The organism is Streptomyces chilikensis (assembly GCF_001642695.1).
Classification (GTDB): domain Bacteria; phylum Actinomycetota; class Actinomycetes; order Streptomycetales; family Streptomycetaceae; genus Streptomyces; species Streptomyces chilikensis.
In genome coordinates this window covers 63,312-75,598 of the sequence record NZ_LWCC02000005.1, presented here as the reverse complement: position 1 = coordinate 75,598, position 12,287 = coordinate 63,312, and the positions used below count along the sequence as shown (strand labels likewise).

General features: G+C 73.5%; 12 protein-coding genes. 4 read left to right on the top strand and 8 right to left on the bottom strand.

From position 1 onward, the window contains the following. Window positions 1-11: 11 nt before the first annotated feature. Entirely contained in the window at window positions 12-569 is a 558-nt protein-coding gene (gene tpg / locus A2U95_RS00460) for a telomere-protecting terminal protein Tpg (RefSeq protein WP_166020272.1), read from the top strand. Window positions 570-668: 99 nt separating this feature from the next. Here the strand turns inward: tpg and A2U95_RS00455 are convergent, their stop codons facing one another. From A2U95_RS00455 to A2U95_RS00435, 5 genes are all read right to left on the bottom strand, one after another. Continuing rightward, a complete protein-coding gene (locus A2U95_RS00455; RefSeq protein WP_166020271.1) occupies window positions 669-1,871 on the bottom strand; it encodes an MFS transporter in 1,203 nt (400 codons plus the stop codon). 313 nt (window positions 1,872-2,184) lie between these two features. Next, entirely contained in the window at window positions 2,185-3,072 is an 888-nt protein-coding gene (locus tag A2U95_RS00450; RefSeq protein WP_240957146.1) for a helix-turn-helix domain-containing protein, read from the bottom strand. Between the two features lie 497 nt (window positions 3,073-3,569). Beyond that, on the bottom strand, window positions 3,570-3,956 hold the full coding sequence (locus A2U95_RS00445; protein WP_166020269.1) for an SRPBCC family protein: 387 nt from the start codon (window positions 3,954-3,956) through the stop codon (window positions 3,570-3,572). Window positions 3,957-3,971: 15 nt separating this feature from the next. After that, complete coding sequence (locus tag A2U95_RS00440; RefSeq protein WP_166020268.1) at window positions 3,972-4,226, bottom strand: HU family DNA-binding protein; 255 nt, start codon at window positions 4,224-4,226, stop codon at window positions 3,972-3,974. Window positions 4,227-4,388: 162 nt separating this feature from the next. Further along, window positions 4,389-4,802, bottom strand: coding sequence for an organic hydroperoxide resistance protein (locus A2U95_RS00435; RefSeq protein WP_166020267.1), 414 nt, complete (start codon window positions 4,800-4,802; stop codon window positions 4,389-4,391). A 111-nt stretch (window positions 4,803-4,913) separates the two neighbouring features. Here A2U95_RS00435 and A2U95_RS00430 point away from each other — a divergent pair, with 111 nt between their 5' ends. Then, on the top strand, window positions 4,914-5,432 hold the full coding sequence (locus tag A2U95_RS00430) for a MarR family winged helix-turn-helix transcriptional regulator (protein ID WP_166020266.1): 519 nt from the start codon (window positions 4,914-4,916) through the stop codon (window positions 5,430-5,432). Window positions 5,433-5,494: 62 nt separating this feature from the next. On the opposite strand, the gene A2U95_RS00425 is transcribed toward A2U95_RS00430, so the two are convergent. After that, entirely contained in the window at window positions 5,495-6,430 is a 936-nt protein-coding gene (locus A2U95_RS00425) for a helix-turn-helix domain-containing protein (protein WP_166020265.1), read from the bottom strand. 7 nt (window positions 6,431-6,437) lie between these two features. Next, window positions 6,438-7,340 carry a peptidoglycan-binding protein gene (locus tag A2U95_RS00420; protein ID WP_166020264.1) on the bottom strand — a complete coding sequence of 301 codons (903 nt, stop codon included), beginning with the start codon at window positions 7,338-7,340 and terminating at the stop codon, window positions 6,438-6,440. Window positions 7,341-7,583: 243 nt separating this feature from the next. On the opposite strand from A2U95_RS00420, the gene A2U95_RS00415 reads away from it, so the two are divergent. Continuing rightward, on the top strand, window positions 7,584-8,060 hold the full coding sequence (locus A2U95_RS00415; RefSeq protein ID WP_166020263.1) for a peptidoglycan-binding domain-containing protein: 477 nt from the start codon (window positions 7,584-7,586) through the stop codon (window positions 8,058-8,060). A 313-nt stretch (window positions 8,061-8,373) separates the two neighbouring features. Here A2U95_RS00415 and A2U95_RS00410 read toward each other — a convergent pair whose 3' ends face one another. Then, a complete protein-coding gene (locus tag A2U95_RS00410; RefSeq protein ID WP_166020262.1) occupies window positions 8,374-10,476 on the bottom strand; it encodes a SpoIIE family protein phosphatase in 2,103 nt (700 codons plus the stop codon). Between the two features lie 575 nt (window positions 10,477-11,051). On the opposite strand from A2U95_RS00410, the gene A2U95_RS00405 reads away from it, so the two are divergent. Next, entirely contained in the window at window positions 11,052-12,227 is a 1,176-nt protein-coding gene (locus tag A2U95_RS00405) for a spore photoproduct lyase family protein (RefSeq protein ID WP_166020261.1), read from the top strand. The last annotated feature ends 60 nt before the right edge of the window (window positions 12,228-12,287 follow it).

The following is a 12,287-nucleotide window of genomic DNA, read 5'->3' as shown; positions in this document are numbered from 1 at the left end:
AGTAGGCCACGATGAGCCTGTTCGGGGACGGCCTGGACGCCGCGGTGCAGAAGGCGTTCACCCGCCCGGCGCCCAAGAGCGCGGGCGCGCAGATGCGCTACCTGGTCAAACAGCTCAAGGGCACGAAGGCGGTTGCTCAGATGCTGCGCATCTCCCAGCGCACCGTCGAACGCTACGTGAAGGACCAGATCAAGAAGCCCCGCCCTCACCTCGCCGCGCGCCTGGACCGCGAGGTGAGGAAGCGGTGGCAGCCCCAGATCCGGGCCAAGGCCCGGCAGAAGGCGGCCACCACCGGCGGCATCGTCATCGACACCCGCGCCCGCCTCGGTTACACCGCCCCGATCGGATCGACCGACCAGGACCGCATCCGGCACCTGACCGTCGCCCTGCCCCCGCAGCACGCCGCCCGCCTCTTCGACGCCCAGGAGGCCGGCGCCGGCGACCAGCAACTCCAGCAGATCGCCGCCGAAGCACTGAAGGAGGTCTACTTCCAGGACAGCGGCCGCCGCGCCGGCAGCCTCGAGGAGGTCCGCTTCACCGACGTGGAGCACCTGGAGTTCGAGCTGTAACAGCCGCGCCCCGAACAGCCGGCGAGCCTCGGTGCGGCTGAGTGCTTCAGAAGGCGGATGAGTGTCCGAGCCGTTGGGATACCTGGCGAGCCGAAGCGCTCAGTGAGCAGTCACTTCTTCGGCATGGGTGTGGTGGGTGGGGATGCTGCTTCGTTGTTTGCGTCTGGTTTCGAGGCGGTGGGAGGCGATGGCGGTGAGGAGTGCGGTGGCGGCCATGGCGGCTCCGACCGCGGTGGGGGAGTGGTAGCCGTGTCCGGCGGTGATGGTGAGGCCGCCGAGCCATGCGGCGAGTGCGTTACCGAGGTTGAAGGCGCCGATGTTGAGGGAGGAGGCGAGTGTGGGCGCTCCTGCCGCGTTGTCGAGGACTCGTTTCTGCAGGGGCGGGACCGTCGCGAAGCCGAAGAAGCCGACGAGGAAGGTGCAGATGACTGCGGCTGCCTGGTGTGTGGCGGTGAGGTAGAAGCACAGGAGTGTCGCGCACAGCAGCAGCAGGGCGGTGCAGAGCATCGGCATCAGGTGGGTGTCGGCGAGTCTGCCGCCGATGATGTTGCCGAGGACGAGGCCTGCTCCGAAGATGGCGAGGATCCAGACCACGGAGGAGTCGGTGAAGGAGGACACCTCGGTCAGGATCGGCGCGATGTAGGTGATGGCGGCGAAGACCCCGCCGAAGCCGAGGATGGTCATGAGCATCGCCAAGAGCACCTGGGGGTTGCGCAGTGCTGATATCTCGCCGCTGATCCCGGCCGTCTGCGGGCGGGGGTCGGCGGGGACGAAGCGGAGAATTCCCAGGGTTCCGAGAATTCCCAGAACGGTGATGAGGACGAAGGTGAGGCGCCAGCCGGCTGCCTGGCCAACCAGGGTACCGAGGGGGACCCCTGCGACGTTGGCCACCGTGAGGCCGGTGAACATCATGGAAATGGCAGCGGCCCTGCGCTGGGGTGCGACCAGGCCGGCGGCGACCACCGATCCGATGCCGAAGAAGGCTCCGTGGGTGAAGGAGGCCAAGATCCGGCCGGCCAGGAGCAGGGGAAAGTTCGGTGCGGCCGCGCACAGGGCGTTGCCCGCGACGAAGATCAGCATGAGCAGCGCGAGCATCGATTTGCGGGAAGTGCGAGTGCCCAGCAGGGTCATGACGGGCGCGCCGACGAGGACGCCGACGGCGTAGGCGGTGACCAGATATCCGGCCGCGGGAATGGAGACGCCGAAGGTGTCCGCCACCTGGGGCAAGAGGCCGGTGGCCACGAACTCGGTGGTGCCTATGCCGAAGGCACCGATGGCCAGTGCCAGAAGGGCCAAGGGCACGGGGTCTCCTAGTGCTGGGTGGATGAGGACGTGTGCGTGCCCGGGCCTGCCCGGCAAGAGCGCGAAGGGGGAAGTGGGCCGGGCGGGTGCTGGTCCGTCCGCGGAGGGGGGGCCGCGGACGGACCGGTGGGGGCACCGGGCAATGACGTTAGCCCTGTTGTTCCTGCCGGCCCGCGGAATGCGGTGCGGTTGGCGGCTGCTTCGCCAACTTCCTGTTGTTGCGACAAGGGACGGAAACAGCTTGCTGGGATGAGGGGCGGCGGGGCAGGCAGGTTTGCCGCGGCGCGCCCGAGGCCCGGGGCCGGGGGTGTGTTCAGTCGGTGGTCGCAGGTGTGTCGGTGCGAGTGACGTGCAGGGTGGCGGCGAGCAGACGCAGTGCGGCTTCCGAGGTGGAACCCGCCTGGGCGCTGTAGGCGATCATGCGTTGGCCGCCGTCGGTGGGGACGAGCAGGCTCTGGAAGGAGAGGGTCATCGGCCCCGCCAGGGGGTGGTGAAGTTCCTTGACGCCCGCGACGCAGGTGCGCACCGGATGGCGTGCCCATCGGTCGGCGAACTCCTCGCTGTTGATCATGAGGTCGCCGATCAGTTCGGCGAGCTGCCGGTCATGCCGGTGACGGCCGGCGACCAGCCGCAGTGACGCCACGGCCAGCTGTGCCTCGTCGTGCCAGTGCGGGTACAGGTCCCGGACGTGTTCGTCGAGGAAAAGCATGCGGGTCAGGTTCGGGCGGCGGGAGGCGACGGCGGGGGCGTCGAAGTCCATGTGCATGGCCAGCAGCAGGTGGCCCATCGGGTTCCAGGCGAGGACATCGTTGCGGTGGTCCAGGATGAGGGCGGGGGTGTCGGTGAAGGTGTCGATGAGCTGGCGCAGGCCGTGGTCGGCGCACGCGGGACGCGGGCTCTGAGGGCGGCGGGGGGCGGCGTGCTCGGGCCGCGCAAGATCCATCAGATGGATGTGCTCGTCCGGGGTCAGGCGCAGGGTGCGGGCGATGGCATCGAGGACGGCGTCGGAGACGTGCTGGGCACGGCCCTGTTCGAGCCGTGTGTAGTGGGTGAGGCTGACTCCGGCGGCCAGGGCGACCTCCTCGCGCCGCAGACCCTGCACGCGACGTCGTTCGGCCAGCTGGGGGAGGCCGATCTCCTCGGGAGTCAGGGCGGCTCGGCGGCTGCGCAGGAAGTCGCTCAGCTCGGAGTAATCACGCACGGCGTGTCCTTTCGGCGGTAGGCGGCCGGCGGTGGCCGGTGGCATCGAGCGTCCGACGTGGAGCGGCTGTCACCGTGTCCAACGGCCAGGGCGGTCAGGTCACTTCCCGGTGTGGGTGGTCAAGCCATGACTACCCACGGGCTGCCTGGCCGGGGGGCGGGGCGTCATTTTCGGGGACTGGGTAGCCGGCGGCGTGCGTCGCACGATTCCTTCGGTCGCACTTTCTCGAAGGGATTGCCATGTCTGTTGTTGATGGTTCGGTGGTGGAGGGGACGTCGTCTCCTGGGCCCGGTGGTCCGGGCAGGGCACCGGTGCCCGGGTCGCCGCTCCCGTCCCGGGACGACGCGCAGGACCGGCGGGCGGACCCGCGGCGCGACCGCTCCTCCCGGCTCCCCGGCGGCGGCCCGTCCACCGGTCCCGGCGGACGGGCCGCAGGTTCCCCGTCGTGGTCCGTCGCGCAGCCGCACCGCCGCCGGGCCGCGGACGTGCCGGTGCGCTCAGCCGCGGACCAGGCGCCCCAGCGCCCACCGGGCGGGGCCGGCGTACGCGGCGACGGCGAGGGCGGGCCCCTCGACGCGCAGCGTGGTGGCCGATCCGCGCGGGTGGGGGGAGACCGCGTGGTGCAGCCGCATCCGCACCGGCCCGATCCGCACCCGCCAGACCCACCGCCGGCCCGCCTCGTCGACGTCGTCCACGACGAAGGCGGCCCGGATCCCCAGCAGGGAGACGACCTCTCCCCGCATGCCGGGGGTGATCCGGTCACCCTCCGTGCGGACGGCCCTGATCTGCGGCGACCACGTCGGCCAGCGGGCGGGCGTCACGTAACGCCGCCAGACCTCCTCGGCCCGGGCGGCGCCCGCGGCGCGGAGGACGACCGAGGCCATCGCCGGGGAGCCCGCTCAGCCGACCTGACCGTTGACGAACTCGTCGAGGGCCTTGCCCGGCCGCAGGCCCGTCTCGCCGTTCCGGTGATGGAAACTGCCGAAGGCGTCGAGGGTGACGGTCTGACCTCCCCTGAGGGCCTCCGCGATCGCCCCCGCCCGGTCGACGGTGCCGAACAGGGCGTCGACGACCCGGCCGACCTGCTCGGACGTCAGATCACCGCCCTCGGCCGCCTTCCGTGTGACCGCTTCGACCAGCCCGGACCTGTCCATGCGATGCACCCGTTCCTCGAGGTTCGCCTTCCCGGAGGGCCGCGACGGGTTCCACCCGCGCACTGCCCCGGCGCAACCATCGTGGCACCGTCCCGCCGACCACGCACCAGGAAGGCGTCCGGCCCCCGGACCGGGGGAGTGCCGGCCGTCGGCGGGTGGGCGTCACTCGATGACCAGGTCCACCGGGATGTTGCCCCGCGTGGCGTTGGAGTAGGGGCAGACCTGGTGCGCCTGCTCCACGAGCTTGCGCCCCGTCTGCTCGTCCACGGACTCCGGCAGCTCGATCCGCAGCGTCACGGCCAGGGCGAATCCCGGGCCCTCCTTGCCGATCGACACCTCACCGGTCACGGCGGCGTCGGAGACGTCGATCTTCGCCTGCCGCCCGACGGCGCCCAGGGCGCTGGCGAAGCAGGCGGCGTAGCCGGCCGCGAAGAGCTGCTCCGGGTTGGTTCCCTCTCCGCTGCCACCCAGCTCGCGCGGGGGCGCCAGCTGGACGTCCAGCTTCCCGTCCGAGGCCACGGCACGGCCTTCGCGGCCGTGGGTGGCGGTGGCGACAGCGGTGTAGAGCGCGTCCATGCGAATTCCTCTTCCCTGTGCGGAGGCGGGACCGGTCCGGTCCCGTCGCGCTCAAGCTAAGCACACAATTCAGTTGTGCACAATCAAAATGTGGGCCGCTATCCTGGCCCCATGGACACCCCGCACCCCGGCCGCGCGGACAGGGAGGGGGGAGCCGGCCCCGGCCTCGACGAGGCCCTCCTCCTGGACAGCCAGATCTGCTTCTCCCTCAACGCGGCCTCCCGCGCCTTCACCGCCCTCTACCGCGTCGTCCTCAAGGACCTCGGTCTCACCTACCCCCAGTACCTGGTCATGCTCGTCCTCTGGGAGGACGGCACGACACCGGTCAAGCACCTCGGTGAGCGCCTGCGCCTGGATTCCGGCACCCTGTCCCCCCTGCTCAAGCGGCTGGAGGCGGCCGGTCTGATCCGCCGGCAGCGGTCCGCCGCCGACGAGCGCTCCGTCCACGTCCACCTCACCCCCGAGGGCGTCGCCCTGCGCGAACAGGCACGCCTCGTCCCCCGTCGCGTCGCCGCCGCCACCGGTTTCGACCACCACGACGCCCGCACCCTGCGCACCCTCCTGACCAGGCTCACGGGCGCCCTCGACGAAGCCGCCCGGCCGGAAACGGCCCCGCCCGGCACTCGCTGACCACGCCGCCGCCGGGCCGCGTCCCACGGACACCGCGAGCCCGCGGGGCGCGCCGGTCCCCGCTATTCCGCCCGCTGCCCCCGCTGTTCCGCCCGCTGCGTGAAGCACTCCGGTGCGCCGCTCCCCGCGGGGCGGAAGCAGGCGTGGACGACACCGCCGGGGCGCACTGCCGTCATCGGGGTGTAGACGTACGACTCCACGTCGATCTCGTCCACGACCTCCGCGGCGCGGGTGGGGCCGCCGGCGGTCACCTCGACGCGGTCGCCGATCCCGGTGCCCCAGGTGCGGGCCCACACCGCGCCGCACCGCTCGTTGTGGCGGAGCTCGATCCAGGCGCCGGTGGCGGTGCGCGCGGTGAGGAGGGAGCCGGGAGAGGCGGCGCAGCGCATGTGCAGGGGGTTCCGGCCCTCGCAGGCCGCACCCCGGCAGCGCGGGCCGGGAACCGGGACGGAGGCGGACGGGGCGCGGAGCGGGGGCGTCGTGGAGCCGGCCCGGTCCGGCGGCAGGAGGAGGGCCGCCGCGCCACAGCCGACGAGCAGCGCGCCCACCGCCGCGAGCACGGCCACCGCGCTCCCGCGCCCGCTCCGGGCCACCGCGCTCCCGCGCCCGCTCCGGGCCACCGCGCCCCGAGCCGCCGCGTTCCCCCGACCGCCCGGCGGTACCTCGGTCCCGTGACCGCTCCCCGCCGAGGGGCGCGGCTCGTCCGCGGGTGCCGGGGCGGCGGCCGGGGCCGCCGTCGCCGCACGGCCGCTGGACTCCGCCTCCGCGATCTCCCACAGTGCCAGGCAGCGGCCCTCCGGTTCGCCGGCCAGGGCGCACAGGTCCCGGACCGCCTGACGGGACGGGAGGGTGCCGCCGTTGAGGTAGCGGTCCCAGGACGACTTGCTGTACGGGGTCCGGTCCGCCATGGCCGCCAGGCTCAGGCCGGTGCGCTGCTTCAGTTCCCGCAGGGCGGCGGCCAGGCGCGCCCGCTCCGGTGACGGCGTGTTCCGTGCCATCGTCGCGTCATCCCCGTGCCATGCTCCGCAGGGCCTTCCAGGTGTGCGGCCCGACGATGCCGTCCGCGGGCAGCTCCGCCCGGCGCTGCGCCCGTTGGACGGCGCGTTGGGTCAGCGGGCCGAAGATGCCGTCGAGGTCGCCGGGGTCGAGCCCCGCCTCGCGCAGCAGACACTGCGCCTCGGCCACCTCGGGGCCGGCGTGCCCGTACGCCACCACGGTGACCATGGTGCGGCTGTTGCCCGCGTAGGTGAGGCCGTCGATCCGCTCCGGACGGCAGGTGTACTCGGCCACGGCCCACGACGCGGCGGCCGTGGCCTCCGCGGCGGGAGCCGCCGCCTTCCCGTCGCCCCCGGAGGAATCCGTGAGCCTCACGGCGAGCAGGAGCACGGACGCGACGACGGCCAGCGCCGGCACCACCCCGAGAAGCAGGACGACGCGCGGATGCCGTCCCCGCAGCGGCTCCCGCCACGCGGAGGCCGTCGCCGCCGCCGTGCCGGCCGTCGGCTCCGGCGAGGAGGCGGGCTCCCGCGCCGGGCGCGGGGCCGGAGCCGGAGAAGGGGCCGGGGCCGGAGGAGGGGCCGGAACCGGAGCCGGCCCGGGGACCAGGTGCGGGGCCGGGACGGGATGCCCGCCCGGGCGTCCCGTCGCCCACCCCTCCGCCGCGAGCTCGTGCAGCGCGAGCAGTCGTACCGGGTCCTCACCCCCGATCCGGGCCAGCGCCGAGACGGCCTCCACCGGTGGCAGCGACCGGCCGTTCAGGTACCGCTCCCACGACTTGGCGCTGTACCCCGTCCTCGAGGCCAACTGCGCCATGCTCAGCCCGCTGTGGTCCTTGAGGCGCCGCAGCCGCACCACCAGGTGACGGGCGCGCGCGTCCAGTTCGGCGGGCAGTTCCTTCCAGCGCGGCATGTTCCCTCACTCGCCTCCGGGGTCCGTCACGTGGGTCCCGGCCTCCCGGCGGCGGCCGTCCGTTCCCACGTCCCGCGTCCCGTGACACCGACTCCGCGACACGCGTCCCCGCAGGTCGGTGGCCGGGACGGCCCGTGCGTACGTCACTTCCGCGGCGATTGTGGCGGTTGCTCCCCGTCGGACCGCATTCTCGTTGCGGAGCCGGCCGGTGCGGTCGGCCCGGACCGTCTGGAGGGAAAAAGAATGCGCGCCATGACGAGGACCGCCCTCGGTGCCACCACCGCCGCCGCGATCGCCGTCGGATGCCTGACCACAGCGGGCGTGACCACGGCGGGCGTGGCCCACGCGGCGTCCGCCCCCGCCGCGAAGGCGGCGGTGACGCACCCCGCGGCGCACGTGAAGGCCGTCGCCCCGCGTGCGGTGGCCAACCTCGGCCTGACCGCCGCCGAGGCCAAGAAGGTCCAGCGCGTCCTCAAGGCCCGGTGGGGTTACACGGGCGCCGTCGACGGCAGGCTCGGCACCAACAGCTGGAAGGCGATGCAGCGCTTCCTGAAGAAGCACTACAGCTACAGCGGCCCGATCGACGGGATCGTCGGCAGCGGAACGATCAAGGGACTGCAGCGCTACCTGAAGCGCTACCACGGCTACAAGGGAGCCGTCGACGGCATCGCCGGCTCCGGCACGCGCGCCGCCTTCAAGCGCCTCGCGCACTCGCTGTAGCCTCCCGGCACGCCACCGGCCGCGCGCACCGGAGCTCCGCCTCCTCCGGTGCGCGCGGCCGCGCCTCGTCCCGGAAGCCCCGGCGGAGCCGCCGACGCCGCCTCCGGCGACCGCTGCGTGCTCCACATCCGTCACCGATCTTCCCCCGCACACCGGTCGTCCCCTCCCTCGTCCGGCGAAGTCCGCCACAGCTCCAGGGTCGAGACAAACCGCCCACACCGGAACGGAACCTCGGGAAAGCTACTCGGACGGGTGAAAAGGCGTGGCGCGCCATGACCCCTGCCCGGGCCGGGCGGCGGCGCCCTCTCCGGGATCAGGCGGGGCCGGATCCAGAGCCGGGCCGGAAGGCGATCAGGAGCAGGGCGATGTCGTCCCCGGGGGAGGGGGAGTGTTCGACGAGCGCGTCGGCCATGGCGTCGAGATCGGTCGCGTCCGCCCGCTCCACGAGCCGGGCCAGGGCGGCGACGGCATCGTCGAGATCGACCCCGGGCACTTCGACGAGCCCGTCGGTGTAGAGGACGAGCACGCTGCCGGGGGGCAGGGAACGGTCCAGCGTCGGGTATTGGACGTCCGGGTCGATGCCGAGGAGGAGGCCGGGCGGGATGTCGAGGAGCTCGGTGCGTCCGTCCGCGTGGCGCAGCAGGGGTGGCGGGTGCCCGGCGGTGGCGAGGCGCACGCGTCTTCGGGCGAGGTCGAGGTGGGCGTAGAGGCAGCTGGTGAACAGGCCGGGGTCGAGGTCGGTGAGCAGGCGGTTGGTGCGGGCGAGGACGTGGTCCGGGGGCGCGCCGACGGTGGCGTGGGCGTGGACGGCCGTGCGGACCTGCCCCATCAGGGCGGCGGCGTCCACGTTGTGGCCCTGCACGTCGCCGATGGCGGCGGCCGCGGTGTGCGCGTCGAGGCGGATGAGGTCGTAGAAGTCGCCGCCGATGGCCAGGCCGCGGGCGGCGGGCAGGTAGCGGGCGGCGACCTCCAGGCCGGGGACGCGGGGCAGGGTGTGGGGCAGGAGGGCGGACTGCAGGCGGTGGGCGAGGTCGTGCTTGCTGTCGTAGAGCCGCGCGCGGTCCAGCGCCTGGCCGACCAGACCGGCCACGGAGGTGAGGACGGAGCGTTCGTCGGGCGGGAAGTCGTGCTGCCGTTCGTAGGAGAGGAGCAGGGAACCGATGGGGCGGCCGGAGGCGATCAGCGGCAGGACGGCCCACGAGGCCATCCCGTCCTCGTGCGTGATGGCGGGGTAGGAGCGCTTGATGTCGGCGAAGGTGGGGTAGAAGCCCGGCTCGCCGGTGGTCAGGACGTCGATGGCGGGGAGGTCCTGGCGCAGGGTGGTGGCGTTGAAGCGGTCCATCAGCTCGGTGGTGTAGCCGTGGTGGCCGTGGATCCTCAGCCGGCCGTCCTCGGAGGTCATCAGCACCATTCCCTGCGCGCCGAGGGCGGGCAGGAGCTGGTCGGCGGTCTGGTCGACCACGTCCTGCACGCCGGCGGCCTCGGTGAGGGTGGTGGCCAGGTGCATCAGCTGGTACAGCACGGTGGCGCGGCCGGGGCCGGCGGCGGGCACCGTCTTCGGCCCGGGGGCGTCCTGGGCCCTGCCGACGGGATTGATGCGGACACTGATGCCGGAGGAGTCCGGGTGCAGCTCGAAGGACAGCCACCTGTCGGGCGGGCGCAGGACCGTGAAGGCATGGGGCTGCCGGCTGACCAGCGCCGCCCGGTAGCTGTCCTCGACCTGGGGGACGTCCAGCCACGGCAGCACGTCCCGGGGCACCCTGCCCAGCAGGCCCGCGGGATCGCCGCCGACGAGGTCGGCGGCGGTCCGGGTGATGAAGGTGATGCGGCCCCGCAGGTCCAGCGAGCAGGCCCCTTCCGGCAGGCGGGCGAGGAACGCCGCGATCTCCGCCGCCTCGGCGGGCGAAGGAGCCGGCCCCCGTGACGGGGGCGGGGGCGGGGGCGGAGGAAGGATGCGAGGCCGTCCGGCGGGCGGCAGTGGATCGCCGCGGTCGACCGCCTGGCGCAGGAGCCCGCCCAGACGGCGGCAGCCGATCTCGACGGCGGCCCGCTCGTCATGGGCGAGCTGCGGCGGATGGTCGCCGGACCACAGGAGCACCAGCCCGCCCCGGACCGTGGTGCCGGAGACGACCGGGGCGGCCGCCAGCGCGAAGTCGTAGGGCAGCAGGAGCGCCGCCCGCGGGTAGAGGCGCGCCATGTCCTCCCGGCCGCCGATCCACACCAGGCGCCGCTCGCGCACGGCGTCCGCCACCGGCATCGGGTCGGTCACCGCCACCCTCGTCCACGGAACGGTGATCTCCTGCAGCCCTTCCGTCAGCAGGACCAGCCACAGGGCGTCCCCGTCCTGTGACAGTGCGTACAGCAGCCCGCCGGCGGCGCGGCTCTCGCGCAGCACGTTGGTCAGCGTGGTCTCCATCAGATGCCTGCCCGAACCCGTGGTGACGGGGGAGCGGGCCCGGTCGCGGCCCGTTCGGCGACCCTGCTCGCTCCAGGGCCCCGGTGGGTCACGCGACAGGAGGCGCGCCCGCCTCCCCGGCGGCAGGCGCTCGCCGGGAACACCTCCCGCCGCGTCCCGTCGGCGGCCCGCCGACGGCGTCGCGCCCGCCGGCCCGCATGCCGGTGCTCGGGACGGCGGTACCTGCGGCGGTGTCCCGACGGTTCCGGCAGGGCCGCAGGACACCAGTCATACCGAACATCATCCACATATCGTAGAATATGCCCGTCCTGGTCCGACGGCATCCGGACACCTCCCGCGAGCGGTGCCGGACGCAGGACCGCCGGACCGGCCGGGTGCCGCCGCAAGGGGGAAGAGGGGACGGGGCGCGCCTCGAAGCCGACGTCGGGGCCCGCCCGTCGTGCCGATCGCCTCCCCGGCCGCGCCGCGGACATAAGCTCGGGGAGGAGTTCTCCCCGGCGGAGCGGCCCGCCGCCACCGCCCGCGGCCGCACCGGCCGGGAGTTCCGCCACCGCGACATCGACAGGAGCAGCGCTGTGCACCGGACCCCGCCCGGGTCCTCCCCGGAAGACCTCGGACAGCAGACGCTCTTCGACTGGGAGGACGCCGCGCCCGCTCCGCCGCCGGGCGGCGGATTCCGGGACGGCCCACAGGCCAGGCGGATGCTCGACGTGCGCCAGGTGTACGCGGAACCCGCCGCGCTCGCCTCCCCCCGCGGCCGGCAGATCCTGGCCAGGCTGCCGGGAGTCCCCGTCACGGAGGTGCCCGGCCACTGGCGCATCCCCTCCCTGCACGGCAACGACGGCAGCGTCGCGCGATGGACCCGCGTCAAGACCGAGACCCTGGTGCTGGGCGTCAAGCAGACCCTCACCACCCGCCCCAACGGCAGGTCGGCCGACTGGATCGCGCCAGGCGCCTCGAACGGCTGCGCCATGGCCTGCGCCTACTGCTACGTGCCGCGCCGGAAGGGCTACGCCAACCCGATCACGCTGTTCACCAACATCGAGGCGATCGTCGCCCACGTCCGGCGCCACGTGCAGGCGCAGGGCCCCAAACGGGAACCCAACCAGTGCGATCCCCAGGCGTGGGTGTACGACATCGGCGAGAACGGCGACTGCTCCGTCGACGCCCTGGTCTGCGACAACACGGCCGACCTCGTCGCCGCGTTCCGCCGGCTGCCCACCGCGAAGGCGTCGTTCGCGACCAAGTTCGTCAACCCCGACCTGCTCGCCATGGACCCGCAGGGACGTACCCGGGTGCGCTTCTCGGTCATGCCCGCCACGGACTCCCGCCTGCTGGACATCCGCACCAGCCCGGTCGCCGACCGCATCGCCGCCGCCGCGGACTTCCTCGACGCGGGCTACGAGGTCCACTTCAACCTCTCCCCGGTGGTGCTGCGCCCCGGCTGGCAGCAGGACTGGGCCGACCTGCTCGTCCACCTGGACGACGTCCTTCCCGGCCGGGTGAAGGAACAGGCGGCCGCCGAGATCATCATGCTGACCCACAACCAGCAGCTCCACGAGGTCAACCTGGGCTGGCACCCCCGGGCCGAGGACCTGCTGTGGCAGCCGGGCGCCCAGGAGGTCAAGCGCTCGGAGAACGGCGCCCTCAACGTCCGCTACGCCCGCCAGGTCAAGAGCGACGCCCTCGCCCGCCTGCGGGAGCTGATCGCGGCCCACGCCCCCTGGCTGCGGATCAGGTACGCGTTCTGACCGTCGCGGTCCGCGACCGGGACGAAGGGAGCGGGTGACGCCGCCGCACGCCCCTCACGG

Excerpts from the sequence above, each read along its gene's own strand:
- A2U95_RS00410 (WP_166020262.1), bottom strand. The coding sequence starts at position 10,476 with ATGGAGACCACGCTGACCAACGTGCTGCGCGAGAGCCGCGCCGCCGGC.
- A2U95_RS00415 (WP_166020263.1), top strand. The coding sequence starts at position 7,584 with ATGCGCGCCATGACGAGGACCGCCCTCGGTGCCACCACCGCCGCCGCG.
- A2U95_RS00430 (WP_166020266.1), top strand. The coding sequence starts at position 4,914 with ATGGACACCCCGCACCCCGGCCGCGCGGACAGGGAGGGGGGAGCCGGC.
- A2U95_RS00425 (WP_166020265.1), bottom strand. The coding sequence starts at position 6,430 with ATGGCACGGAACACGCCGTCACCGGAGCGGGCGCGCCTGGCCGCCGCC.
- A2U95_RS00420 (WP_166020264.1), bottom strand. The coding sequence starts at position 7,340 with ATGCCGCGCTGGAAGGAACTGCCCGCCGAACTGGACGCGCGCGCCCGT.
- tpg (WP_166020272.1), top strand. The coding sequence starts at position 12 with ATGAGCCTGTTCGGGGACGGCCTGGACGCCGCGGTGCAGAAGGCGTTC.
- A2U95_RS00435 (WP_166020267.1), bottom strand. The coding sequence starts at position 4,802 with ATGGACGCGCTCTACACCGCTGTCGCCACCGCCACCCACGGCCGCGAA.
- A2U95_RS00445 (WP_166020269.1), bottom strand. The coding sequence starts at position 3,956 with ATGGCCTCGGTCGTCCTCCGCGCCGCGGGCGCCGCCCGGGCCGAGGAG.
- A2U95_RS00440 (WP_166020268.1), bottom strand. The coding sequence starts at position 4,226 with ATGGACAGGTCCGGGCTGGTCGAAGCGGTCACACGGAAGGCGGCCGAG.